The 22682-nt window shown below is 43.9% G+C and carries 31 protein-coding genes and 1 pseudogene; 30 read left to right on the plus strand and 2 right to left on the minus strand.

What is annotated here, in order from left to right; translation table 11 throughout:
• Nucleotides 1-3: 3 nt before the first annotated feature.
• The 16 genes and pseudogenes from AC3ITG_RS08435 (at nucleotide 4) to AC3ITG_RS08510 (ending at nucleotide 11163) form a co-directional block, all read left to right on the plus strand.
• Complete coding sequence (locus AC3ITG_RS08435) at nucleotides 4-459, plus strand: GNAT family N-acetyltransferase (protein WP_090954312.1); 456 nt, start codon at nucleotides 4-6, stop codon at nucleotides 457-459.
• Between the two features lie 91 nt (nucleotides 460-550).
• Nucleotides 551-1114: pseudogene (locus AC3ITG_RS08440) on the plus strand (inositol monophosphatase family protein); the annotation flags it as partial.
• Nucleotides 1114-1965, plus strand: coding sequence for a GNAT family N-acetyltransferase (locus tag AC3ITG_RS08445; RefSeq protein ID WP_489253449.1), 852 nt, complete (start codon nucleotides 1114-1116; stop codon nucleotides 1963-1965). The pseudogene AC3ITG_RS08440 and the gene AC3ITG_RS08445, both read left to right, overlap by 1 nt.
• Before the next feature lie 35 nt (nucleotides 1966-2000).
• A complete protein-coding gene (locus AC3ITG_RS08450; RefSeq protein ID WP_083678959.1) occupies nucleotides 2001-2597 on the plus strand; it encodes an HD domain-containing protein in 597 nt (198 codons plus the stop codon).
• 45 nt (nucleotides 2598-2642) lie between these two features.
• Nucleotides 2643-3092, plus strand: a complete 450-nt coding sequence (locus AC3ITG_RS08455) for an NUDIX hydrolase (RefSeq protein WP_489253450.1) — start codon at nucleotides 2643-2645, stop codon at nucleotides 3090-3092.
• A 20-nt stretch (nucleotides 3093-3112) separates the two neighbouring features.
• Nucleotides 3113-3445 carry an HIT domain-containing protein gene (locus tag AC3ITG_RS08460; protein WP_163754937.1) on the plus strand — a complete coding sequence of 111 codons (333 nt, stop codon included), beginning with the start codon at nucleotides 3113-3115 and terminating at the stop codon, nucleotides 3443-3445.
• Between the two features lie 223 nt (nucleotides 3446-3668).
• Nucleotides 3669-3824: a hypothetical protein gene (locus AC3ITG_RS08465; RefSeq protein WP_489253451.1), complete on the plus strand. Its 156-nt coding sequence runs from the start codon at nucleotides 3669-3671 to the stop codon at nucleotides 3822-3824.
• 109 nt (nucleotides 3825-3933) lie between these two features.
• Nucleotides 3934-4710 (plus strand): hypothetical protein, encoded by a 777-nt coding sequence (locus tag AC3ITG_RS08470; protein ID WP_489253452.1) that lies wholly within the window; start codon nucleotides 3934-3936, stop codon nucleotides 4708-4710.
• A 198-nt stretch (nucleotides 4711-4908) separates the two neighbouring features.
• Nucleotides 4909-5337: a hypothetical protein gene (locus AC3ITG_RS08475; RefSeq protein WP_489253453.1), complete on the plus strand. Its 429-nt coding sequence runs from the start codon at nucleotides 4909-4911 to the stop codon at nucleotides 5335-5337.
• A gap of 251 nt (nucleotides 5338-5588) precedes the next feature.
• Nucleotides 5589-6149, plus strand: a complete 561-nt coding sequence (locus tag AC3ITG_RS08480; RefSeq protein WP_489253454.1) for a GNAT family N-acetyltransferase — start codon at nucleotides 5589-5591, stop codon at nucleotides 6147-6149.
• Nucleotides 6150-6262: 113 nt separating this feature from the next.
• Nucleotides 6263-6760, plus strand: coding sequence for a PH domain-containing protein (locus AC3ITG_RS08485; RefSeq protein WP_489253455.1), 498 nt, complete (start codon nucleotides 6263-6265; stop codon nucleotides 6758-6760).
• On the plus strand, nucleotides 6757-8292 hold the full coding sequence (locus tag AC3ITG_RS08490; protein WP_489253456.1) for a PH domain-containing protein: 1536 nt from the start codon (nucleotides 6757-6759) through the stop codon (nucleotides 8290-8292). The genes AC3ITG_RS08485 and AC3ITG_RS08490 overlap by 4 nt, the downstream gene beginning before the upstream one ends.
• A 283-nt stretch (nucleotides 8293-8575) precedes the next feature.
• Complete coding sequence (locus AC3ITG_RS08495; RefSeq protein ID WP_489253457.1) at nucleotides 8576-9355, plus strand: Cof-type HAD-IIB family hydrolase; 780 nt, start codon at nucleotides 8576-8578, stop codon at nucleotides 9353-9355.
• Nucleotides 9356-9458: 103 nt separating this feature from the next.
• Nucleotides 9459-9629: a YHYH domain-containing protein gene (locus AC3ITG_RS08500; RefSeq protein ID WP_094030628.1), complete on the plus strand. Its 171-nt coding sequence runs from the start codon at nucleotides 9459-9461 to the stop codon at nucleotides 9627-9629.
• A 287-nt stretch (nucleotides 9630-9916) separates the two neighbouring features.
• Nucleotides 9917-10579 (plus strand): HAD family hydrolase, encoded by a 663-nt coding sequence (locus tag AC3ITG_RS08505; RefSeq protein ID WP_489253458.1) that lies wholly within the window; start codon nucleotides 9917-9919, stop codon nucleotides 10577-10579.
• Nucleotides 10580-10644: 65 nt separating this feature from the next.
• Complete coding sequence (locus tag AC3ITG_RS08510; RefSeq protein WP_489253459.1) at nucleotides 10645-11163, plus strand: NUDIX domain-containing protein; 519 nt, start codon at nucleotides 10645-10647, stop codon at nucleotides 11161-11163.
• Nucleotides 11164-11404: 241 nt separating this feature from the next.
• Here AC3ITG_RS08510 and AC3ITG_RS08515 read toward each other — a convergent pair whose 3' ends face one another.
• Entirely contained in the window at nucleotides 11405-12565 is a 1161-nt protein-coding gene (locus AC3ITG_RS08515) for a glycosyltransferase family 4 protein (protein WP_489253460.1), read from the minus strand.
• Between the two features lie 280 nt (nucleotides 12566-12845).
• Here AC3ITG_RS08515 and AC3ITG_RS08520 point away from each other — a divergent pair, with 280 nt between their 5' ends.
• The 3 genes from AC3ITG_RS08520 to AC3ITG_RS08530 are packed head-to-tail and all read left to right on the plus strand — an operon-like array spanning nucleotide 12846 to nucleotide 14280.
• Complete coding sequence (locus AC3ITG_RS08520) at nucleotides 12846-13415, plus strand: DMP19 family protein (protein WP_489253461.1); 570 nt, start codon at nucleotides 12846-12848, stop codon at nucleotides 13413-13415.
• A 25-nt stretch (nucleotides 13416-13440) separates the two neighbouring features.
• Nucleotides 13441-13977: an AAA family ATPase gene (locus AC3ITG_RS08525; RefSeq protein ID WP_489253462.1), complete on the plus strand. Its 537-nt coding sequence runs from the start codon at nucleotides 13441-13443 to the stop codon at nucleotides 13975-13977.
• 9 nt (nucleotides 13978-13986) lie between these two features.
• Nucleotides 13987-14280, plus strand: a complete 294-nt coding sequence (locus tag AC3ITG_RS08530; RefSeq protein ID WP_489253463.1) for a hypothetical protein — start codon at nucleotides 13987-13989, stop codon at nucleotides 14278-14280.
• Between the two features lie 99 nt (nucleotides 14281-14379).
• Here the strand turns inward: AC3ITG_RS08530 and AC3ITG_RS08535 are convergent, their stop codons facing one another.
• Nucleotides 14380-15153 carry a sporulation protein gene (locus AC3ITG_RS08535; RefSeq protein WP_413027103.1) on the minus strand — a complete coding sequence of 258 codons (774 nt, stop codon included), beginning with the start codon at nucleotides 15151-15153 and terminating at the stop codon, nucleotides 14380-14382.
• A gap of 224 nt (nucleotides 15154-15377) precedes the next feature.
• Between AC3ITG_RS08535 and AC3ITG_RS08540 the strand changes: the two genes are divergently transcribed.
• The 11 genes from AC3ITG_RS08540 to AC3ITG_RS08590 all read left to right on the plus strand — a co-directional run bounded on the left by AC3ITG_RS08540 (nucleotide 15378) and on the right by AC3ITG_RS08590 (nucleotide 22603).
• Nucleotides 15378-16049, plus strand: a complete 672-nt coding sequence (locus AC3ITG_RS08540; RefSeq protein ID WP_413028032.1) for a class I SAM-dependent methyltransferase — start codon at nucleotides 15378-15380, stop codon at nucleotides 16047-16049.
• 57 nt (nucleotides 16050-16106) lie between these two features.
• The gene (locus tag AC3ITG_RS08545; RefSeq protein WP_489253464.1) at nucleotides 16107-16547 is read left to right on the plus strand and encodes a cupin domain-containing protein; all 441 of its coding nucleotides are present in this window, start codon (nucleotides 16107-16109) and stop codon (nucleotides 16545-16547) included.
• A gap of 20 nt (nucleotides 16548-16567) precedes the next feature.
• Complete coding sequence (locus AC3ITG_RS08550; RefSeq protein WP_489253465.1) at nucleotides 16568-17110, plus strand: hypothetical protein; 543 nt, start codon at nucleotides 16568-16570, stop codon at nucleotides 17108-17110.
• Nucleotides 17110-17652, plus strand: coding sequence for a GNAT family N-acetyltransferase (locus AC3ITG_RS08555; protein ID WP_489254442.1), 543 nt, complete (start codon nucleotides 17110-17112; stop codon nucleotides 17650-17652). Before AC3ITG_RS08550 ends, AC3ITG_RS08555 begins: the two co-directional genes overlap by 1 nt.
• A 48-nt stretch (nucleotides 17653-17700) precedes the next feature.
• Nucleotides 17701-18225, plus strand: coding sequence for a YfiT family bacillithiol transferase (locus AC3ITG_RS08560; RefSeq protein ID WP_489253466.1), 525 nt, complete (start codon nucleotides 17701-17703; stop codon nucleotides 18223-18225).
• 36 nt (nucleotides 18226-18261) lie between these two features.
• On the plus strand, nucleotides 18262-18768 hold the full coding sequence (locus tag AC3ITG_RS08565) for a GNAT family N-acetyltransferase (RefSeq protein ID WP_489253467.1): 507 nt from the start codon (nucleotides 18262-18264) through the stop codon (nucleotides 18766-18768).
• Between the two features lie 265 nt (nucleotides 18769-19033).
• Complete coding sequence (locus AC3ITG_RS08570; protein WP_489253468.1) at nucleotides 19034-19171, plus strand: hypothetical protein; 138 nt, start codon at nucleotides 19034-19036, stop codon at nucleotides 19169-19171.
• Nucleotides 19172-19186: 15 nt separating this feature from the next.
• On the plus strand, nucleotides 19187-19753 hold the full coding sequence (locus tag AC3ITG_RS08575) for a class I SAM-dependent methyltransferase (protein ID WP_489253469.1): 567 nt from the start codon (nucleotides 19187-19189) through the stop codon (nucleotides 19751-19753).
• 72 nt (nucleotides 19754-19825) lie between these two features.
• The gene (locus AC3ITG_RS08580) at nucleotides 19826-20566 is read left to right on the plus strand and encodes an SDR family NAD(P)-dependent oxidoreductase (RefSeq protein WP_489253470.1); all 741 of its coding nucleotides are present in this window, start codon (nucleotides 19826-19828) and stop codon (nucleotides 20564-20566) included.
• Nucleotides 20567-20912: 346 nt separating this feature from the next.
• Nucleotides 20913-21602 (plus strand): response regulator transcription factor, encoded by a 690-nt coding sequence (locus AC3ITG_RS08585; RefSeq protein WP_489253471.1) that lies wholly within the window; start codon nucleotides 20913-20915, stop codon nucleotides 21600-21602.
• Entirely contained in the window at nucleotides 21599-22603 is a 1005-nt protein-coding gene (locus AC3ITG_RS08590; protein WP_489253472.1) for a sensor histidine kinase, read from the plus strand. Before AC3ITG_RS08585 ends, AC3ITG_RS08590 begins: the two co-directional genes overlap by 4 nt.
• Nucleotides 22604-22682: the final 79 nt, after the last annotated feature.

Here is a 22682-nt window from a genome sequence, read left to right on the forward strand (position 1 = left end):
GTGATGTTTGAGATAGTTGATATTCGGCAAAAGCCGGACATGCTGCAGACAGCTGTACAATACTTTTGGAAGCAGTGGGGCTCGGAATCAAGTTATCATTTTTACCGGGATTGCATTGAGCGTTCCGTGGAAACCGAGAGTGATGTACCCCGATTTTATGTACTGTTGGATGGGGACAGGATTGTTGGAGGATATGCTCTGTTAAGGAGTGATTTGAATAGCCGCCAGGATCTGTTCCCGTGGTTTGCGTGCCTTCATGTTGATCCAGAATACCGAGGCAAGAACCTTGGTGGGCAACTACAGAATCATGCGATTAATGAGGTGAAGACGAAGGGCTACGATAAGCTGTATTTATGTACGGATTTGACGGACTATTATGAAAAAAATAACTGGGCGTATATCGGTAAAGGATATTTGCTAGATGATGAAGAGACTCGGATCTATGAAATATGCATATAAAGGAAAGCTTTAATAACAAAAGAAAAAGGGAAATACGGATCCAGTAACCGAACGGAGTGATTGTCATCGAACAAACCATTCGTTTAGCCCGAGTGGCTGGCTGTGGATGATTGATCCGTTGGACGGAACAAACAACTTTGCCATTGGCCTACCGATATTTTCCGTTTCCATTACATTAATGTATCGTTTAGAACCCGTCCTCGGAGTTATTTACGAACCTCTGGTGGATCGTTTGTTTGTGGCATCACGTGGGAATGGGGCAAGTTGTAATCAGAACCCCATGAAAGTCCAAAAGAAAGAGCATATTCATAAAGGGACCATTGGATGGATTCAGGGACATCAGGTGCAAAATGAGGAGAAGGCTGTACGGCTACGTCAACATCTGGATGTTCGTTTCAAACGAATGATGCGATTATGGGCTCCAACCTTACAGTGGTGCATGTTAGCTAAGGGGGATATTGACGGCATTGTGCTCTACAATTCGGAAGGAGACGATTTGTATTCAGGCATATTAATGGCGAAAGAAGCAGGTGCCATTGTTATGGATTTTGAAGGGATTCCCTTTGAAGGCATGAATTCAGAGCCATATTTGATTGCCTGTCATCCGGATCATCGTGAGTATTTCCTGAGTGTCGTTCGGGAGGGAATGAACTGATGATTAGCGAGCTTAATAAGCATGAATTCTATAAGTTGAGGCACTTCACGGACTTATACAGAAATATTGAGGTGAAGGCCGTGGTATCTGGGTTGAATCCTGGCCGAATCTACGTTGATGATGCAGCGAATATCACAGCAGCGTTAATTTGGGTGACGGGACAAAACGGTTTTCAGTTGATCGGAGACGCTCGAAGTGAACCCTTCCTGAACGAATTGGAAGAATTCATGAAAGAACACATAGAACCTGAGTTATTAAGATTAAATATCCACACAGTTGAGGTAGGTGTGGCGGATGAAAGCTGGGAAGATGTACTTCATCATATGGCCGCGAATAAAGAGCTCCATAGCGATATTCAGCATGTATTCACATTGGATTCAGACCAAGGTATGACTGAACATCTAAGTCATCAGGGTATTCATGAAGGGTATGCTTCTCAGAATGAGGTTGTCAGGCTTCTCAAATTAGACGAGGCATTACTGAAAGCTGGGAAGTTCAACAATCTATCTTTTCTGAAGGACAAAGTCTCACGCTTTTGGGATAACATGGATGAGTTCTTGGAACATGGCTTTGGATACATTGCAGTACAAGGCGAGGATATCGCGAGTGTTTGCTTTTCGGCGTTTATATCAGATCAGTGGCATGCAATTGATATTGAAACTATCGAAGCATACAAGAGAAGAAATTACGGTGAAAGGGTAGCGCGAGCATTTGTAGAAGAATGCAGGATTAAAGGTATTCATCCGTATTGGGATTGTTCCCCAGATAATGAAGGTTCAATCCGTTTGGCAGAGGGTGTGGGTATGTCTCTGAACTTTGATTACAGAGTTTACTGGTACAATCTCTCTTGATGGGGTTTGGAAAAAAATGCTGAAAGGAGAGTTAAATGAACGAATCATTACAGAGTCAGATTCAATTTCTTATTGAGATTGATAAACTGAAAACGATTGAACGAAAAACGAGAATCATCCATGGCGACAGACTTGAAAATGATGCAGAGCATTCCTGGCATCTGGCGATGATGGCCTTGATTTTGCAGAGTCACTCCAACAAGGAGGTGGATATTCTCAAAGTCATTAAGATGCTTCTTGTTCATGACCTCGTTGAGATCGATGCCGGAGATACATTTGCCTACGATACGGTAGGGCATGCGGATAAATATGACCGAGAGATCAAGGCTGCGCATCGACTATTTGGGATTTTACCGGAGGAACAGGCCCAAGAACTGTTGAACCTGTGGCTAGAGTTTGAGGCAAAGGAGACCCATGAAGCGCAGTTTGCTTCGTCGATGGATCGGTTGCAGCCGTTGATCCACAATCATCAGAATGAGGGAGATACGTGGCAGAAATACAATATTACAAGTGAACAGGTGTTAAATAGAAATCGGGAGATTGAGAACGGTTCCGAAACATTGTGGACGTACGCACAGCAGATTATCCAAAATTCCGTAGACAAAGGAATCTTGACTAAATCCAAGTCTTAGAGCACATTGCTGAACTTATCTGATTACAGACGGGGGAAAATCTTTATGGGATATATCATGGAGTTGAGAAAGCTGGTGGGTTCGCGTCCTCTAATCATGGCTGGTTCATGTGTGTTGGTCTTCAATGAGCAGGGCCATCTGCTGTTGCAGAGACGTGCAGATAGTCTGGATTGGGGAACCCTTGGCGGATCATTGGAACCGGGAGAATCTTTGGAGGAAGCTGCTGCCCGTGAATTATATGAGGAAGCTGGACTGAGAGCGGGTGCATATAAACTCATTACCGTTTTCTCAGGTCAGGACATGTATTACAAGTATCCGCATGGAGATGAAGTGTATAATATCATGGCTGTCTATGAAGCTACTGAAATTCAGGGCGAACCAACCGTCATGGATGATGAAGGACTGGAACTGCGTTATTTTGATCTGAGTATACCAATCCCAGAAATTAACCCGTTCACGGAATATGTGCTGAAAAAAGCGGGATATATTAACTAAGTAGTGAAAGGGGATCGTATATGACACAGGATTTTTATTGTGATGAAGTGCTTAGTGGTAATACCAAAGTAAATATCGTTATGGAAACAGACAAGGTGCTGGCTTATCATCATACCCGACCATACTACAAGCATCATATTGTTGTTATTCCAAAGATCCATATCCAATCATTCATTTCACAGGAAGAAGATAATAATGATGAACTATTATTGGAAATTATGCGCGTTATCAAAAAGGTTGCTGCGGACATGGTTGTCCAGACGGGTTCTTCCAAAATCGTAACTAACCTGGGGACTTACCAGGATTCGAAGCATCAACACTGGCATGTGGTAAGCGGTGAACGTATCCAATAAAAAAAGTCTTAAGTAAAGTCTTCCTGCCGGATGTTCGGGGGAAGATTTTTTGATTTTAATGATTAGAATTCAGCCTATCAAGAATGAGTGATTTGATTGAAGAAAGTAAAGGGAGGTAAAATATGCTAAAATAGTTTGGAGAATTAATAAATTGATTATTTATAAATAATGATGATCATATGAATTATGAATTCAGTACGTTGATAAAAAAGGAGGAAGTGTGATGAGCTTTTCATTCTTTTCAACATTCGCAGTTTTATTTAACTTGGTGTTATTCGGTTTGGGTGTATATGCCCTCATTTTATTTATCAAACTTGCTAAACTCGGGATTCAGGCGTTGGACATTTATCTATATGAGAAACGAGGAGAACGGTTCTAAGCTGTAGAAATATCACTCAACAATAGAATTATCATTTTTCTCTCAGTGTTTTATTGTTGTTCTATTGATATGATTAATTCATCATTCAACTAAAGAGAGGGTAAATGACATGGATACTTTTTTAGAGCAAATCAACGAATTGCAGGAGCTTCAAAAAGATTTGGTCAGTATACATCCTTTATTCGCAGACTATTATCCCGTGGTTGTGGCATTTGAAACTTTATTATATATCTATGATTATTCGTCCAAGACGCAGCAATATGAATGGGTGAAAACCGTCCCGGATGACCTGAATATTCCCGAAGGATGCCTTGCGGCGTTTCGAGTGCATCACATGGATGAGCGGATGTGCGCAGTGGTGACGGATGCGGCGTTCCAAAATTTTGAGCAGAAAGTCTACCTCTTTCATGAATTTGTCCATTGTTACGTAAATGAGCATTACACCGACATGGGTGACCGACTTGAGATCAAACATAAGATGGAGCAAATCAAACGTGTAACATGGGAACTGGATTATGAGTTTCCTTATGACAATGAGATGGTTGTCCAGCGGATCACTTCGTTGCTGTCAGCCTTGAAGAGTAAGGATCTCATGCAAGTGAAAGAGGCGAGAGTAGCCTTGATCAGCTCTTTGAGTGAAGAACAAGGGGAGTACTTCAACTGGCTGGAATGGAACGAAGGTTACGCGCGCTATCTGGAGAATCGAATTCGGGAGAAATTGGGACTGGAAATCAATCATATGGGGGATTCAGCTCCGTTTAATCGTCTTGTTTTCTATGAGTGCGGGTCGGAATACATAAGCCTGCTCGTTAACGAACAGCCGGATCTTCATACGGATTTGGAGCAGTTATTTGTGAGGATACAAACAGAGCGAGTGCAGGCTTGAACACTGGTTATATTCCCCAAATTCATTACAGACATAAAGATAAGTGCTTTCGTGGCCGATACCGCCCAGGGTTTAAAAGTGTTGCTCTAAGGATGGGACACCGAGTTGCAGCATGTCAGCATAAGCATCTAGAGCTAAATACAGATGATTACGTAGAGCGTTTACGCTCATGTTCTATGTAAGAATCGGGAGGTTCATATGCTAATAAAAAAAGCAGGGATTCTCTTAGGTCTCTTTGTAGTGCTACTTGCAGGTTGCAATCCTCCAAATGGAACTAATTCTATTCCGAAAGAAGCTCTGCCTTCGCTCATTACATTAACCTGCAACCCCAACTTCACGATTGAAGCGTGTGAGGATGTGGAATTCGAAGATCCGGTTGAGATTGGAATCGTAATCGAGGCTATAAACAAAGCGGAGCGTATAGCGGGAAGTCTTGATTATAGCGTGGAGTACAAGATGGACTTAACAGATGCAGATGGGTCCTTAACCAAGTATGATTTTTCCATAGGCAAAGATCCCAAGCAGTCAGCCCTTCTGGTTAACCATGAGGATACCCACGTAGGATACAGCATACCCATAGAGGATGCAAACCGAGTGAGGAAACTGATTCAAAGTTATACGGACTGACATAGAAGATTACAAATTACATCGGTAAGTCAGTTTACTATATAGATTCATCAAAAAATTACACGATAACGGAGAGGACAGAAAAAACCTAAAGAAGCGAAGCGTTCGCCTTTATCCCCGGATTTTACCCTTTGAAAATAGGAATCAAAAAAATCTGGGGAGCGATCGGAAGGTTGTTCTGTCATCGGAGTGGCAAGTGTAAATATTCTTTAGTTTAATTTATATAGCTATTGAAACGGAGAGACGGTCATATGAGTCACCTGATTACCATTCAACCTTTAACATCATCGGATATAGAGGGTGCCTGGCGGGTATTCGAGACATCCATAACGAATGCATTTACACAGGAAGGGCTGGGTTCCCTGCACGAAGACATACGGGATGAAATTGAACACAAAAAAGCGATGCTTTACTCAGCTTTGCATCCTGACAACAACCAGGAATCGAATGTTTTCTTCTTGCTGGCCAAAAGGGAAGACACTGTCGTGGGCACCATTTCGTATGGACCTTGCGGCGAGGAGATTCAAGAATGCACAGACCACCAACTGAACCACGTAGGGGAATTGGGTAGTCTCTACGTTCTGCCAGAGGTTCAGGGTCGGGGAATTGGCTCTGCTCTCATTCAGGCATTGGCTACTGAACTTCAGAGACGTGAGATTACGCAATTTTGCCTGGATAGTGGGTACCGGACAGCGCAGAAGAAATGGCAGCGGAAGTTTGGAGAATCCTATGCCGTGGCAAAGAACTACTGGGGTGAAGGCACGGACCATATGGTGTGGTTATGTGATGTGAAGGATTTTGCTGCAAAATAAAATGACTAAGAGATGACGACCTGTATTGAACGGGGGTCATCTCTTTTACTAAGTCAATCTTTCTGCATCGATAGAGGACTATTCTTCGTACAGTAAGAAAAAGGAGTGAAGATATGCAGTACATACAGAGTACACCCGAGCAACGTTTATCGCCGGATGCCATAACCATATGGAGAATCAGTGCGAGTATATCGAACGGAATAGGGTTGATTGTGCTTGCAGCACTGCTGATTCTGGATTCCGTCTATGGATGGAGGGCGTGGATTGGTTGGTTGCTGTGGGGATTGACTGCCATATCAGTGCTGTATGCGGTGTGGGAGATTTTTATCCGGCCTTCATTGTTATACAAGCATTGGTATTACGATGCGAATGAGGAGTTCTTGCAATTGAAACATGGGGCTTTGAAAAAGGTACATCAGATCATTCCCATGGCCAAAGTACAATCCGTCACGACGAACCAAGGTCCCCTTTTGAGAAAATATGGCCTATATTCTGTATCGGTTGGCACGATGGGTTCATCTCATACGATCCCGGCGCTGCCAGAGGAAGTGGCGCTTGAACTGCGTAATCAGATTGCGTCCTATGCAAGGGTTAATGAGGTGGATGAATGAACGAGATGAAAAGACAACACCCGTTAGCCATGCTCTGGAGTTTGTGGAAACTGGTGAAAAATTCTTTTGCATTTATCGTTTTTTTATTTATTCTCCGTCATGGCTCGGCGTCCACGTGGATTATGTATGGCAGAATCGTCTTCTATGTGGCTATCGCGGTTAGTGTGATAAGCATCATCTGGAGTTGGTTTACACTACGTTATACCGCAGATGATAAGGCTTTTCAGATCTACAGTGGGGTGTTTAATCGCACAAGAAGAACGATACCCTATACCAAAATTCAGAACGTAAACCGGCATACGTCGCTGTTTCATCGTTTGTTCCGAGTCACATCCATCCGTTTTGAGACGGGCATCAAGGGAGAAGATTCTACTTTTCAGCTGCAAGTCGTTTCACTTACGGAATCGGATCGGCTTGAAAAGGTTGTAGCAGGGCATATGTCGAAAGCGAATGTCGTCAGTGATGCTGTAGAACCAAATGAGGAACTAGTGACGCGACCTGAACACGTAACACTGGAAGAAGATATTCAACTACCTGTAAAAGAAGAGGTTGAACGGAATGTCCATTACAAGTCCACTCGAAAAGATATATTCAAAGCTTCGTTTACGTCGCTCAGCTTTCTGGTGCTTATTCCGATTCTTGGATCGCTCTATTCGTCGATAAAAGATTTCTTTCCCGATGAAAAAGTGACGGAAAGCATCCTATTGACATGGCTGGATACCTGGTGGATTACCGCATTGATCATTACTGGACTTATTGCTGTTTCCATTATGCTAGGTATTGTCAGAACCTTTGTGAAGTATGGTGATTTCCAAATATCCTCTGATCGCAAACGTATCTACATTACGAAGGGTATGTTGGAACAGACCGCATTTTCGATCCTGAAAGAACGAGTACAGGCGGTGAAAATCACACAGTCTCCGATGAAAAGACTGCTAGGATTGGCAGAAGTGGAACTAACGACAGCAGGTGGTGTGGGAGAATCCGAACAGGAAGTTAACTCGCTCTATCCTTTTCTGCCTGTGAAGCAAGCTTACGATATGATCTCAGAGATTCTGCCATCCTATCAGGTTACGCAGGAGATGCAAAAGCTTCCACGCAAATCATTATGGCTGCGCATGCTGACACCAAGCTGGGTGTGGATCATTGCAACAGGGTTACTGTTTTATTTCAAACCAGTGATTCTGGGACAGAGTCAGGCCTGGTGGATGATTTCCGCTATTCTGTTACTGTGGATTGGCATATGCAGAATAACTGATTTTCTCCATACTCGATACGTCCTGAATCAGAACTTTATCCAATTGCGAACGGGTGCATTAACCTCGACACTATACATCTCCAAGCGAGAGAAAGTCATTGAGGTACAGATCACCCGGAATCTACTGCAACGTTGGTTTGGAGTTGCTTCGATTCAAACCGTGAATCGTGCCAAACCTGTTCTGCATCATACGCTAAACGATATACCGCTTGAAGCGGTAGAGGCGTTTCAGCTGTGGTATATGGAGCGGAGCCAGAACGTCCAGACTCGATAATGTAAAGGCAAGTGCAGGAAGACTACTAAGTTTACTGTGCACTTGCCTTTTGAATTGAAATTTTTAATTTCTATATCAATTGAACTAAACATTTACAAGAGAACGGAGAGGACAGAAATAACCTGAAGAAGCGAAGTGTTCGCCTTTATTCCCGGATTTTCCCCTTTGAAAATAGTAATCAAAAAAAATCTGGGGATAACAGCGATCGGAAGGTTGTTCTGTCATCGGAGTGGCAAGTGTAAATATGCTTTAGTTCAATTGATATAGCATAGGAGGTGTTCCATTGATTAAAATCGTATTTATGGACGTGGACGGTACATTACTCAGTGAGAAGGATCGAAGTCTCTCTCCAAGTACAGAGGAGTCGATTCGACAATTGGTTCGTAGGGGCATACAGGTCGTGCTGGTCACTGGCAGACCGTACAATTTATGCGGAGATTTCAGGAAACTCGGTATTGATACCATGATTTCGGCTAACGGGGCATTGATCAAGAGCGGTGAAGAAGTGATACATAAATCGGTGCTTTCTGCACGAATGGTTAAAGAATTCAGTGAATTTGCCGAGCTGAACGGCAGCAGTATTTCTTATTTTACAGAGTCATTCGAAATGAATGGCTTATGCACAACGGATGTGCGTGTCATCGATGCATTGAGAGATACGCTTGGTCTGATGGAGTACCCCTTGAGCATCAGTTCTTTGGAACAGGAAGTGTATTGCATTTGTTTATATGCCGATCAAGACGAAGTGGAGAAATTCCAATCCAGATTCCCTGCATTAAAATTCGTGAGGTTTCATCCTTACGTGTCTAACGTACTGGAAGAGAACGAAGTATCCAAATCGATAGCGGCAGGGAAAGTGCTCGACCACCTGAATATATCGAAAGAGGAAGCAATGGCCTTTGGCGATGGTGAAAATGATATTGATTTGCTAGAGTATGTGGGACTTGGCATTGCGATGGGAAACGGAGGAGAGCGCGTCAAACAAAGTGCCGACTATGTCACACTGCGAGCAAGTGAGGATGGCATCACACATGCGTTGAGGAAGTTTAAAATCATAGAATAAGCAAATTTTGGAGTAATAAGGATATCCTAATTATGGGTTTTCATGTAGAATGATGGAGGATGAATTAAGCCCTAAAGCATAGGGTGTGATCGAAGGGTGACTTATGAAAAAGGTTGTCATTGTAATCTTGTCTTTTGTCGTACTTATTGGTGTATCTTCTTCAGCTTATGCCCATCCAGGTAGACTGGACAAAAATGGTGGACATAATTGTTCCGCGAAATCCAAACAAAAGGGCCTTTGCACAGGCTACCATTATCACAAAAAGAAGAAATGAAAATGAGTTTTACAAGGTAAACCCAGCCCTGGTCTGATCTAAGGTTGGGTTTGCATGTTTATAATTCATGGTAGTCGCAGCTAACAGAATAGAATAAACATTACGTTAGAGGTGAGTAGTATTATGGGGTTTATTGGGATCATTTGTGTAATTATTATGACGGTCACACTCATCAGCATAGAAAGTAATACGAAACGGTTAATTCAAGAGCAGGCCGAAACCAATCGGAAACTGGAGCAACTATTGAGGAAAGAACGTTTTACAGACCAGACAGGAGGAGTATGACGATGGATCATATTAAAGCAATTATTTTTGATCTGGACAATACGATTCTCAACAGAACAAGTACCTTTGTAGGCTTCAGCCAGAGCTTGATCAACACTTATTTTGCTCATCTTGAGACTACGGATGATATTCTTAAACGAATTATTGAGCTTGATGAGGACGGTTACAAGGACAAAGATTTGTTGTTCAACGAGCTGCTCCATGAATTACCTTGGGCTGAGAATCCACCTCACGCGGAGCTTATGGAGTTCTATGGCAGAGAGTATGTGAGAAGTGCTGTATTGATGGAGCAGGCGCGAGAAGTGGTTCAGCATCTAAGAGGAAAATATAAAACAGGTTTAATCACCAATGGTAAAACCGAGATTCAGTACGGCAAAATCGATCAACTTGGTATCCGGGATGATTTTGATCATATTATCGTTTCGGAAGAGGCTGGAGTCAAAAAGCCCGATCCTCGTATTTTTAAATTGGCATTGGATCATTTCAACCTCTCTCCCGAGCAGTGTATCTACATTGGAGATCATCCCGTCAATGATGTTGAAGGAGCGGCAATAGTAGGCATGAGCACGATCTGGATGAAGGTCAATCAGCCTTGGCAGGACAGCATTACAACCAAACCATTGCATGCTATTGAGCATCTTGGTGAACTAAAAGGCCTACTCTAGAAAAGATCGTCAGATTAGATTCAAACAACACAATATTACATAACAGAACAGTGAGGTAGGTGCACATGGAGATTAGACAAATGGCTACGGCGTTTTTAAGTAATGGCAACGACATGTTGATGATGAAAAAAGCAGGCAACAGGCTGTTCGATTTTGAGTTCTGGGGTGGTATTGGTGGGCATTTGGAGCACGGCGAGCTTAATTCACCAATGACTGCCAGTTACCGGGAGATCGAAGAAGAGACGGGGTTCAAGCAAGCGGAAATTGAAAATTTCCGTCTTCGATATGTTTTGTTGCAGTATAGCGAAGGTGAAGTTCGGCAGCAGTTTGTATATTTTGGTGAGACGACACATCGAGCCTTTATTCCATCAGACGAAGGGGATTTATTTTGGGTACCTTTGGATGAGCTGCTGGATTTACATACATCCATTCTGATTAAAGCAGCGATCCGGCACTTTTTGCAGAATCAGGAGACCGATGAGATATGGATCGGTAATGTCCTGAATGCAGAAGGGGCAGCGGCTAGACCGAGGGTAGAATGGAGTATTATGCAAGACACGATATCCTTTGAACCAGTTGTGTAATGTTAGACGTCTTGACCGGGGAAGGGATCTATCTCTGATCGAAAAAGCCATACGTTTAACCGTCTGTAGACGGCGTTATAAAGAGCGAGGATATTAGCCATCTCCGCTCTTTTTTTAATACTTCGTATTAAATATAAATTTCCTCATTGGAAGGAGGAAGGATATGAATATCCAAACTTCAATAGGCGGATCTTGGAGCAGCAGTGATCATCCATTATTCAATTCGGTTATTTTATGAAAATCAAGCTATAATGATTCGATCTTTCGTGCGTCTTCTCCGATTCTCAATGGCTTCCTCATAATCACCAACTAACCTGTCAAAAATGTGATCCCACGAACGCTGCTCAGCAAGATTTCGGCCTTCAAGACCCATATTCCTCAGTTGATCCATATGATCTCCCCAGAGGCATATCTCTCGAATCAATGCATCCGCATTACCCGGCTCGAACAGAACACCGCTTCGATGATGTGTGACCAAGTCTTTGACACCGCCACCATTCGCAGCGAGAACCGGCAATCCCGAAGCCATCGCTTCCAGCACCACATTGCCAAATGTTTCTGTTGAGGAAGGAAACACAAAGAGATCTGCCGAAGCATACATAGCAGCAAGATCTTCACCATGTAGATACCCCGTAAAAGTGACATTGGGTGGGGATTGCATACGCATTTTGGGAAGCAATGGCCCATCGCCTACAATGATCCAGTGTACACGGGCTTGCATATGTTCTGGCAACTGCTGCATGGCAAGGGTGAGGGTAGCGATATCTTTTTCCGGGGCAATTCGTCCAACGTAGAGTAAAATTAGAGGAGCCGTTATGTTGTAGCGAGTACGCATATTGGAGCTTCGTTTATCAGGTGAATACAGGCTGCAATCGATCCCGCGGGACCATAACTTCAGACGTTGAATACCTTTTGATTGCAATGAGTTTAAGGTCTCCTGAGACGGTGTCAATGTTGCATCACAGGCTCGGTGGAACCATTGGATATACTTCCAGTACAGAGGAATGACACTTTTCAACTTGTAGTATTCGAGGTACCGATCGAAGTGAGTATGGTAGGAGATGACATGTGGAAGCTGATATTTGAGCGCATATCTGAGACCGAAAAGACCCATATTGAACGGAGTGGCAATATGCAGCAGATCTGGCTGAAAGGTATTTAGCTCTCGATGGATGGATGCTCGATTAGGTAAGGCGATACGACATTCCGGATAGAGGAAAAAGGGGATGTTGGTAACCGAACGGACCGGAGCGGCATCGTTGCCTTCAATAACAGACTGCGGTGTGAATAACAGATGCTCAATTCCTTTGCGGTTCAAGTGATTACTCAAGCGGTGCAGCGTACCGGCAACACCATTGGTTTCCGGAACATAGGTGTCGGTGAACAAGGCCAGGCGCATCATAACCCCTCCCAAGACTCTTGATGACAAGATCATAACAGCGGATCATTTTCCAAAGGTCAAGTGCAGGTTAACTTTATCCATATTCCGTGTAAAGTGTGCGGGGAAGTGATTTGGTGCAAACTTGCATCGGATAAACTTATTTAATATATTCTGCTATGATGTATAGGCGTCAAAAAAATCTGGGATAACAGTGATCGGAAGGTTGTTCTGTCATCGGAGTGATAGTGTAAATATTCATTAGTTGAACTTATATAGATAGAGAGATACAGGAGGCAGAGAGATGAACAAATTACAGGAAGAATTGCAGCAATTATTACCCTTGGATCAGTTTGACAGCATGTCGGGTGAGGAAGTGGTGGGGAGTGTTGCCATGGATCTGTATCGTACGGAATTTACGACCATTCGGGAGTGTGGACCTGAACTTCCACAAGTATTGCGAGATACCATCCTGATCATAGATCTGGATACAGAGCTATCCATGAGTGGCATTACTGGTTTTCTTGAAAATGCGAGTGGGCAGTTTCTGGGTGAAACGACGGAAGCAATGCAGCGCATAGGCAATGATGCAGATGCAGAGATTCTGAAGAATATCCAGCATATGTTATCCGAAAGTGGTGTAACGCCTGAGCAGTTAAGAGAAAATGTGAATGCACTCTCCGAGCAGGATGTAACGACGACCCTGAATACGCATGGACAGCAGATCCATGAGGTTTTGCAACGGGTGGAGCTGGAAGCGGGTAATTTAAGTATGCAATCGGATAATGAAGAGGTATTTGAACTCCTTTATCAATATGTGGATACGAACAAAGATCGCCTGAAACAGGAGTTGGAGCACCTCTTGTCTAATTGAATATGATACGCAGGAGGGCGTCACTATGATTGTGATGATTAATGGGGCATTTGGCTCGGGTAAAACCTCTGCTGCAACCAAGCTGCAGCTGCTAATTCCGAACAGCATGATCTACGATCCTGAAGAGATTGGATACATGTTAAGAAACGTGATTGCGGATGACGTCCGAATGGAAGTGGAGAAAACGGACGATTTTCAGGATATGGAGCTGTGGAAAGTCCTTACCGTGAAAGTCGCCCGTGAAATCAGGCAAAAGTATGACAAACATCTGATTGTTCCAATGACCATCTACAAGTCAGAACAGTTCAGTTACATCCATCGGGGCCTGAAAGAGCTAGATACTGACCTTTTTCATTTTACCCTGATGACATCCATGGAAACATTACATGAGAGATTGTTGAAGCGCGGGGATAAGCCTGATGGGTGGACTTTTAAACAAGCAGTTAAGTGTGTCGAAGCATTCCATGGATCACGCTTTGAAGAGTACATTCAGACGGATGGGCAAACAACAGATGATGTAGTGAATTTTATAACTTCCAAAGTGTTGTCAAACCGTAAATGAGGAGGCAAAATGATGAGTATCAACAAACAATTAGGTGTGGAATCCCTGTTGGTAACTTTGCTATTCACACTGGGTTTTATGGCTTGGAATGTCGTTCAAGGAATGTTAATGACGCTGAATCATACACCTGAAATGATGAACACCGATTCATCCGTTATGATGTTGCAGTCCAAGGTTGCTTTTGGCACCATCGCCCGTTGGGATTCTACTTCCATTCTGATCGCTGCCGTTGGATTTCTCTTGCTTGCTGCTGCATACTATGGACTTCGATCGGGGATACAGCGCTGGACACAGCGTTCCTGATTGTTTATTAATAAAAGAAAAACATAGCCAAAAACAGTTCTACACCAATGAAAGTTGGTAGGAGAACTGTTTTTTGTTTTTGGATCTATTTTTAATAGATTATAGATGCTTGGAGATGACTTCTTCCAGACCTTGGGCAACCGAATCCGCACCCCGTGCAAGGTGTCTCTCGTAGAGATGCAGTCGGACAAAGCTCTCATCCGTCCCCATCGCCTCCGAGAAAATGCCACCGAGTCCACGTGCGCGGCGGTCGATCTGGAGCAACAGTTCCAGTGAATCTCCCATCGGGTAGAATAGTACTTCCAGCTCATCCAAATAACCACGGAACTTACTCGTTGGCACGAATTCAAATTCCTGTACAAATGGAAGATTGCCACCAAGCTTTGGAGCATAGTCATTGGTCACTTCACGCAGTTTGAAACCAAGGAGATCAATCGCATCAAGCACAGTGTTCATATCTTTTGTAGGAACTACATGGAGTCTGTCCCGGTCTGAGGGGTCCATGGCGCTGGAGATATCGAGCCCAGTTTCAACCCATACCTCTGCACGATGCAGTGTAATTGGAAGGTTTTCTGGTAGATCAAATGAGAAGGATTTCTCCAGTTTGGCGCCAGGCTGTAATATAAAACCTTCGGTAAGCAAGTATTTGGCTACAACGGCAGTTTCATTTACTTTTCGATCATTGTGCTCCCGTATGTAATGGGTTTTGATCGTAAGGTAGATGCGGTCTACATTCTGTTCCACGTCTCCACCCTCGATGTACACGATCCCAGAGATGACTCCTCCAGGCGTAACCTCAGGTGTATGTAATTCTGTATTTACTTTGGCTGCTCCAACACCTACACTGGCTAACATTTTCTTAAAAAAAGACATTCATTCAACCTCCACATCCTATTGGTTTATCCAAGTGGCAAAATACGACTTCGAGCATAATACGGCGCCTACGAGAGAAGCGTTTCAAATTTTAACAAGCACAAGATGAGGATAGATAAAACTCTTAAGTGAGAAAAAAGTTAACCTATGGACAGGGAAATCGACTTATCTGTGTCGAATGTTGTTTAATATGGGATTTTCTTCTGGGGGGATATCTATTGGGCATGGAATGGTATGACATGATCGGACAACGTAACGGAGGATACAAGGGCAGATCGGTATTTACATGGGAGGGCAATTCCGCAGAAGATGTATTTGAAGCGCGCTTAATGCAGTTGCTGCCTCAGTATAAATCTGTGCTTGATGCAGGTTGTGGTCATGGTGAATTCACATTAAAAATGTCGGCCTATACCGATCATATTACGGGTTTTGACAACTCGAAGGAGCTACTGCGTATCGCTCAGGCTGGGCTTGTGGCCGGTGACGTTGGCAATGTTGAATTTGTCTGCGCTACAACCAAAACAGAGTTGCCCTTCGAAGACGAACAGTTCGACCTGATCTATGACCGCAGAGGACCTACGTCCATTATTGAACATGGGAGATTGCTGCGAAAGGGTGGCGTGATCTTTGGCATTCATACCGATGTAAGCAAGGTACGAGAAAGGCTGCATACAAATCAGTATGAAAACATTGAAATTGAGGAATTCAATGAGGCCCTAATGGTCTTCCCTGATGAAACAGAGTTCGCTATTTTTCTTTCCGATATCCCTGGCAACCCGGATTACACACAGCCTGAGTACCATGAGCAGCTTCAAGTTAAGCTGAAGGAAATTCAGATTGAGGGGAGACTTGCTGTGCGTGAGCACAAATATATCTGGAAGGCCGTAAGGCGTTAAAGAAAGATTATAAAATATGATTGCCTGACTTCGTATTTCAGATCTGGAGGTTGTGTTTTGGATAGAGAAACTTTAGAACAAAATTTAGGACCAGATAATGTGAATACCAGCTTCGAGCAGATGGTTAACGGGGAACGGAAATACAAGATGGTTTCAGAGGATGGCGGTTATTATTGCAGAACGATAGCTTCATCTCAGGGAGCATGGCAAAATAGCCATTTTCATAACCATATAACCGAGTTCTATGTTGTGCAGTCTGGTTGGATTGCTTATGCAAATTTTGTAAAAGATCAGACGCTTGAAATCAGAGTTATGGGCGAAGGAAATCACATCATTGTGCAACCAGGAGTACACCATAATTTATATATGTCAGCTAATAGCGTTATCCATACGATTAAATATGGTTTGTATACACATAGTGATTGGTCTGCTTCTCCGGAACTGGACAGCGTTACACAGAAGCTAATGGAGAGTGAATTACTTCAGACTTACGGTTAATCAGCTTGGGGGTTGAATACATGCGAAAAAGTACGATATTTTGGCTAACAGGCATTGCGATTATTATTGTAGCAGCTTTCATTGTATATAATAATCTGGCTCCAAGCATTACAGCGCAGGATGTTAACATGAAGGGGACGATTCGGCAGACAGCTACGGATGAATACGAGGTGCAAATAGCCATTACACGCACAAAAGAAGATAAAGGTCAGCACACTATATATCCCCTTGTAGCTGGCTGGGGTTCAATATCTTTTTATGACAAACAGGACAACCGATTTATTCGACCTAGCTCCGTCGGCAGCACAGGTGCAATGGAAGAGATTCTTCGTCAAGTGTTACAGAGGCTGTCATCAACAGCGATTACTGAATTTGCGGGGTTCTCCATACCTGATGCAGTGGGCACGTACAAGGTTCGTTTTACCATTCATCCTTTGGGTGAGGAGGCAGAACTGATTCGGCAACCGATGATCTATTATGTTCATCAGGAAAAATTACTGGGCAAAGACCTGAGCTGGGTCTCAGGAGAGCCTCTGGAAATCATTAAGGAGTATGCAGAGTGATGCTAATCTATCAATGGAATGAGATGATTACGGTACGTTTACTGGATGAAAAGGATGAACAGCGCCTTGCTCAATGGTTGTCTGACCCAGCAGTACTTCAATATTACGAAGGCCGTGATCGGCCGCATGATCTGAATTTGGTCAGAGAGCACTTTTATAGACAAGAGGATACGGCACATCGTTGTATGGTCGAACACGAAGGTAAACCGATCGGCTATATCCAGTTCTATGAACTGGAGGAGGAAGAACGGAATGAGTATGGTTATGGAGACACCGATGAAATCATCTATGGAACAGATCAGTTTATTGGAGAAGCTGATTACTGGAACCGCGGTATTGGTACACAACTAGTAAAATCAATGTTGGGCTATCTAGTCAACGAAAAGCAAGCTCGGAAAGTGGTCATGGACCCGCAATCATGGAACGAACGAGCCATATCCTGTTACGAGAAGTGTGGTCTCAGGAAGGTCAGACTGTTACCAGAACATGAGCTGCACGAAGGACAGATGAGAGACTGCTGGCTGATGGAGTATGCCCCATAGGCGGTGCACTGTGTATATTTAAACCATTTAACCAAGGAGGAATGATCGATGGATTTGAGGTACCCGATTGGAACATTTGAATATACAGGCGAGGTCACATCAGAGCAGCGGAAGCAGTGGATTCAGGATATTGCGGAGTTGCCGGAGCGCGCCCGCGAAGCGGTCAAAGGATTGAGTGAAGACCAATTGAGGTTACCCTACCGGGAAGGTGGCTGGATGCTCAAACAGGTCATACACCATATGGCAGATAGCCATATGAATAGCATGGTTCGTTTCAAGCTGGCACTGACGGAGGATAACCCCACGATAAGACCATATTACGAGGAGCGATGGGCTGAACTGAGTGATTCGCGGGAGCTGGATGTCGAGTTTTCCCTGCAAATCCTGGATGCGCTGCATCGACGTTGGGTAGCGCTACTGAACACATTAACAGATGTAGACTATGCCAAAACCTTTTATCATCCCGCTTCCAAAGAAACGACCAGACTGGACTACAATTTGGGCGTATATGCATGGCATGGCAGACACCACGTTGCCCATATTACCTCGCTTAGAAGCAGATTGGGAATCTAGCAGTGAAATAAATAACTTATTAAGGAGATTACATCGATGAATATACATATCAGACTTTTGGATGAAGGGGATGCGGTTGTAATTTCGCAGGCATTCCAGGAACAGGGTTGGGTGAAATCGGCAGAGCAGTACATTCAATATCTTGCAGAACAGAAGAATGGTGAACGGGTGACTTTGGTAGCGGAGCTCGCTGGAGCTTTTGCCGGTTACGTAAATGTATTGTGGAATTCGTATTACCCGTCGTTCAGGGAACAAGGCATTCCGGAAATTAATGATTTCAATGTGCTGATCAAGTATCAGCGTCAGGGAATTGGATCACGTTTGATGGACCGGGCAGAGGAAGTTATTCAGGAACGAACCGATACTGCCGGGATTGGTGTCGGGATATTTTCCGATTATGGCAAAGCTCAAATTCTGTATGCCCGTCGTGGATATATACCGGATGGTCAGGGCATTCACAAGCATGATCGTTATCTAAAGTGGGGCGATGAAACGATTATCGATGACGATGTGGTGCTGTATCTAACGAAGAAGTTAAGCTGATCGAGTCATGAATACAAATGATTCAAACGACGTCTGGGAGACAGGAAGTTCCTTCTTCTAAACGTCGTTTTTACATGTAAATAGACCATTTTTGGCTCGGAATCATACAAGAAAAATAGAGTTGGATTGGGTAAAAATGTTATAATAGAGGGTAGTTGATTTAGCGTATAAACCGTGATGAAGCGGGCAAATGGTGAGCACAGAGATCGAAACATAAGAGGGAATATGAAAGATAATTTATATGGATTCGAGGAGGAATGTGGTTATGGAGAAGACGATTAAAAATGTCCAGGATCTATATGACATGCATGACGCAGAATTCAGATCAGCGAAGCAATTTTGGGAACCTTTTTACGAGGATCGAGACCGGCCGATTCCCTTTTTTCCAAACAAACCGGATTAAAATCTGGTAGCACATGTGAACTCAGGAATATTACCTGGGGGCAAAGCATTGGAGCTCGGTTGTGGCCCGGGAAGAAATGCAATATATCTAACACGTCAGGGTTATAAAGTAGATGCTTATGATCTTTCAGAGGCAGCCATTGCCTGGGCCAAGGAAAGAGCTGTGGAGGAACAGCTTGAAGTGAATTTTGAATGCAAATCAGCATTTGAACTCACGCCACAGGAAGAGTACGATCTGGTCTATGATTCGGGCTGTCTTCACCATCTGCTGCCACATCAGCGAATTCCCTACATACAGATGATTCAGAACGGACTTAAACCTGGAGGGTATTTTGGAATGACATGCTTTGCTCCAGGATTTGGCGGTCAGGGTGGACCGGAGAGCGTTATGGACGATTGGGAGGTATACCGTGAGAAGTCGATGAAAGGCGGGCTGGCTTTTACGGAGGAAAAGCTTCGCTATTTGCTTGAAGATCCTTTTGAATGCGTGGAGCTGCGACCGATGAAGGCGATGGATCAGGATGAAGATTGTTTTGGCTTGCCCATCCTGTGGGTGACATTGTGGAGAAAACCAAACGTGTAGTCATAGATGAAGGATCATAGATTTGACGTGTTTAACCAATATTGCACAGAGTGAGAGAAAGGCGGGGAGAATATGGGACAAAGGTATTTTATCATTACAGGTACATCCAAAGGAATCGGCAAACAGCTTGCGGAATTGTTATTGGAAAAGGGAGATCACGTCTACGGTATTGCACGCGGAACGTCTGACTTGGAGGAAGCTTACGAGCGTTACCAGCATGTTCAGTTTGATCTGGCAGATATTCATAGCATCGACGATCTTGTCTCAGGCATATTGGAACAGATTCTACCGCAAGAAGTTGAATTCATCGGGCTCATAAACAATGCAGCGATGCTGGAACCGTTGAAATCGATAGATCGGTGCAGTGCCGAGGAGATCAGTCTTAATCTGAACATCAGTTTGGCAGCGCCCATGATTCTGACTTCATCTTTTATAAAACATACCAACCACCTGAACACACGCAGAAAAATAGTCAATGTATCGTCGGGGTCTGGCAGTTATCCGGCACCTTCAATGGCATCTTACTGTACTTCCAAAGCTGGAATAAACATGTTCACCCAGTGCGTAGCGATGGAACAATCCGGGCAACCCAATCCCGTTGAAGTGATTGCATTCGATCCAGGGATGGTAGATACTGAGCTACAGGCTGTGGCAAGAGGCAAAAGTGCAGAGGAATTTGCACTGTCTGAGGTATTCGGTCAGGTCTATGAAGCAGGCCAATTAAGATCGCCACAAGATGTCGCAAAGCAATTGATCGAACGGATGGAAGAAATCAGTGATCCAAGCAAGGTTCTACACACCTTGGAGGGGTAATCAAATGTACTAATTTGCGTTTGAGTTGCTCCATATAGTTCCAGAATTCTATTGATGAATCTGGAGCATGTGTTTTGTTTGAGCGCTGAAACGTAGTGAGAATTAATTATTTTATTTGGTTCGACAATTTTTATTGTTCAATAAGCAGCGAAAGTAGTGGAGGGGACGAAATCGATTCTGAAGAAACGGAGTGCTCGCCTTTATCCCCGGATTTTCACCTTTGAAAGGTGGAATAAAAAAATCTGGGGATAACAGCGATCGGAAGAACGATTCGTACGCGGAACGGTCATTTTGCTGTATATTTATTGTTTGGTCGGCCCAAGAAGAACAGAAACGTGGTGAGGGTATGTTTAAAATTATGCTCATTGAAGACGATGAATCGTTATTCAGTGAAATCAAAGAACGGTTATCCCAGTGGTCATATGACGTGTATGGCGTGCAGGATTTTGGCAAAGTCTTGCAGGAATACAGTGCCATTCAGCCACAGCTGGTCATTATTGATATCCAGCTTCCCCAGTATGACGGATTTCATTGGTGTCGCATGATCCGAGCCCATTCCAATGTGCCGATTATCTTTCTGTCCTCACGGGATCATCCTACGGATATGGTCATGTCAATGCATTTGGGCGCAGATGATTTTATCCAGAAGCCCTTCCATTTCGATGTGCTGATTGCCAAGATCCAGGCGATCCTGCGTAGGGTATATAACTACAATACAGAGCGGGTTGAGCTGCGCACATGGCGTGGGGCTACCATTGAATATGTGAAAAATACACTTACCTATGACAATGAATCTGTCCTTTTGACCAAAAATGAAATGTTCATTCTCAAAGTGCTGGTTGAGCACAAAAATCAGATTGTGACCCGGGAAGACCTGATTCGCAGTCTGTGGGATCATGAACATTTTGTGAGTGACAACACACTCACGGTCAACGTCAATCGCCTTCGCAAAAAGCTGGAGCCGCTGGAACTCGATGGCTATATCGAAACGAAAGTTGGTCAGGGCTACATGGCAACGGAAGAGGCTGAAACATGATTGGTAAGTACATACGGGAAAAGCTAAGCTGGCTAGTGTTGCTTATAAGCATGCAGCTCATCTTTTTATTTGTAGCCTATATCGACACGTCCATTCCATTCCGATCTGTATCATATATCGTCGTGCTGAATGTGGTCGTATGCATCGTGTTTATCTGGGCGAGATATCCAAGAGAGACGCGTTTCTACAAAAGATTAACTGCCTGGGATCATACCTATGATCCAGGAGATTTGGATATCGCTGAAAGCCCTTATGAACGGATTGTGCACGATGCTGTGACTTCCCAGACCGAACGTTATCGGAAGGAGTCCTCAGCTCAGTTTATTTTGCTGGAGCAGGAGAAGGATGAGATGTTGGCCTGGATTCACGAGGTGAAGACACCGCTAACCGCGCTGCAATTGATGATTGAACGTATGCCGGATGACAAGCTGCAGGGCCAGATGACGTATGAATGGCTGCGAATTCACCAACTGCTCGATCAGCAGCTTCACCAGAAGCGTATTCCATTTATGCATAATGATTTGTTTGTGGAAGAAACAGAGCTTGAACCGATTTTGAATGGCGAGATTAGGGCCTTGAAGTCGTGGTGTATATCCAAAAGGATTGGCTTCGACGTGTCATTACATGTGACCAAGGTGCTGACCGACAGCAAATGGTTAGGTTTTATCATACGGCAGCTGCTTAGCAATGCGGTGAAATACAGTCATTCCTCTGACATTGTCATTGAAAGCAAGGAACAGGATGGGCATATCATACTGACCATTCAAGATTATGGACGAGGGATCGAAGCGCAGGATTTACCGCGTATCTTTGATAAAGGCTTCACTTCAACTCAAGGCAGACTGGAAGGGACGGCTACGGGAATGGGCTTGTATTTGAGTAGACAGGTGGCACAAGCACTTCGTATAGACGTTAAGGTACAGTCTGCTCCCGGAGAGGGTACTAGCGTCAAGCTAACCTTCCCGCGAAAAAATGACATGATCCACCTTGCAGGCGTGTGACAACATTGTCACATGCTTTTTGCTTTTGTTCGGTGAATCGCACGATAAATTGAAACATCCCGCCTATGATAGAGATATA

It is taken from the genome of Paenibacillus sp. GL_099_B (genome assembly GCF_057835695.1).

What these genes read in the sequence shown, in the direction of transcription:
- AC3ITG_RS08435 (WP_090954312.1), top strand. Translation starts at nt 4, where the DNA reads ATGTTTGAGATAGTTGATATTCGGCAAAAGCCGGACATGCTGCAGACA.
- AC3ITG_RS08445 (WP_489253449.1), top strand. Translation starts at nt 1,114, where the DNA reads ATGATTAGCGAGCTTAATAAGCATGAATTCTATAAGTTGAGGCACTTC.
- AC3ITG_RS08450 (WP_083678959.1), top strand. Translation starts at nt 2,001, where the DNA reads ATGAACGAATCATTACAGAGTCAGATTCAATTTCTTATTGAGATTGAT.
- AC3ITG_RS08455 (WP_489253450.1), top strand. Translation starts at nt 2,643, where the DNA reads ATGGGATATATCATGGAGTTGAGAAAGCTGGTGGGTTCGCGTCCTCTA.
- AC3ITG_RS08460 (WP_163754937.1), top strand. Translation starts at nt 3,113, where the DNA reads ATGACACAGGATTTTTATTGTGATGAAGTGCTTAGTGGTAATACCAAA.
- AC3ITG_RS08465 (WP_489253451.1), top strand. Translation starts at nt 3,669, where the DNA reads ATGAGCTTTTCATTCTTTTCAACATTCGCAGTTTTATTTAACTTGGTG.
- AC3ITG_RS08470 (WP_489253452.1), top strand. Translation starts at nt 3,934, where the DNA reads ATGGATACTTTTTTAGAGCAAATCAACGAATTGCAGGAGCTTCAAAAA.
- AC3ITG_RS08475 (WP_489253453.1), top strand. Translation starts at nt 4,909, where the DNA reads ATGCTAATAAAAAAAGCAGGGATTCTCTTAGGTCTCTTTGTAGTGCTA.
- AC3ITG_RS08480 (WP_489253454.1), top strand. Translation starts at nt 5,589, where the DNA reads ATGAGTCACCTGATTACCATTCAACCTTTAACATCATCGGATATAGAG.
- AC3ITG_RS08485 (WP_489253455.1), top strand. Translation starts at nt 6,263, where the DNA reads ATGCAGTACATACAGAGTACACCCGAGCAACGTTTATCGCCGGATGCC.
- AC3ITG_RS08490 (WP_489253456.1), top strand. Translation starts at nt 6,757, where the DNA reads ATGAACGAGATGAAAAGACAACACCCGTTAGCCATGCTCTGGAGTTTG.
- AC3ITG_RS08500 (WP_094030628.1), top strand. Translation starts at nt 9,459, where the DNA reads ATGAAAAAGGTTGTCATTGTAATCTTGTCTTTTGTCGTACTTATTGGT.
- AC3ITG_RS08505 (WP_489253458.1), top strand. Translation starts at nt 9,917, where the DNA reads ATGGATCATATTAAAGCAATTATTTTTGATCTGGACAATACGATTCTC.
- AC3ITG_RS08510 (WP_489253459.1), top strand. Translation starts at nt 10,645, where the DNA reads ATGGAGATTAGACAAATGGCTACGGCGTTTTTAAGTAATGGCAACGAC.
- AC3ITG_RS08515 (WP_489253460.1), bottom strand. Translation starts at nt 12,565, where the DNA reads ATGATGCGCCTGGCCTTGTTCACCGACACCTATGTTCCGGAAACCAAT.
- AC3ITG_RS08520 (WP_489253461.1), top strand. Translation starts at nt 12,846, where the DNA reads ATGAACAAATTACAGGAAGAATTGCAGCAATTATTACCCTTGGATCAG.
- AC3ITG_RS08525 (WP_489253462.1), top strand. Translation starts at nt 13,441, where the DNA reads ATGATTGTGATGATTAATGGGGCATTTGGCTCGGGTAAAACCTCTGCT.
- AC3ITG_RS08530 (WP_489253463.1), top strand. Translation starts at nt 13,987, where the DNA reads ATGATGAGTATCAACAAACAATTAGGTGTGGAATCCCTGTTGGTAACT.
- AC3ITG_RS08535 (WP_413027103.1), bottom strand. Translation starts at nt 15,153, where the DNA reads ATGTCTTTTTTTAAGAAAATGTTAGCCAGTGTAGGTGTTGGAGCAGCC.
- AC3ITG_RS08540 (WP_413028032.1), top strand. Translation starts at nt 15,378, where the DNA reads ATGGAATGGTATGACATGATCGGACAACGTAACGGAGGATACAAGGGC.
- AC3ITG_RS08550 (WP_489253465.1), top strand. Translation starts at nt 16,568, where the DNA reads ATGCGAAAAAGTACGATATTTTGGCTAACAGGCATTGCGATTATTATT.
- AC3ITG_RS08555 (WP_489254442.1), top strand. Translation starts at nt 17,110, where the DNA reads ATGCTAATCTATCAATGGAATGAGATGATTACGGTACGTTTACTGGAT.
- AC3ITG_RS08560 (WP_489253466.1), top strand. Translation starts at nt 17,701, where the DNA reads ATGGATTTGAGGTACCCGATTGGAACATTTGAATATACAGGCGAGGTC.
- AC3ITG_RS08565 (WP_489253467.1), top strand. Translation starts at nt 18,262, where the DNA reads ATGAATATACATATCAGACTTTTGGATGAAGGGGATGCGGTTGTAATT.
- AC3ITG_RS08570 (WP_489253468.1), top strand. Translation starts at nt 19,034, where the DNA reads ATGGAGAAGACGATTAAAAATGTCCAGGATCTATATGACATGCATGAC.
- AC3ITG_RS08580 (WP_489253470.1), top strand. Translation starts at nt 19,826, where the DNA reads ATGGGACAAAGGTATTTTATCATTACAGGTACATCCAAAGGAATCGGC.
- AC3ITG_RS08585 (WP_489253471.1), top strand. Translation starts at nt 20,913, where the DNA reads ATGTTTAAAATTATGCTCATTGAAGACGATGAATCGTTATTCAGTGAA.
- AC3ITG_RS08590 (WP_489253472.1), top strand. Translation starts at nt 21,599, where the DNA reads ATGATTGGTAAGTACATACGGGAAAAGCTAAGCTGGCTAGTGTTGCTT.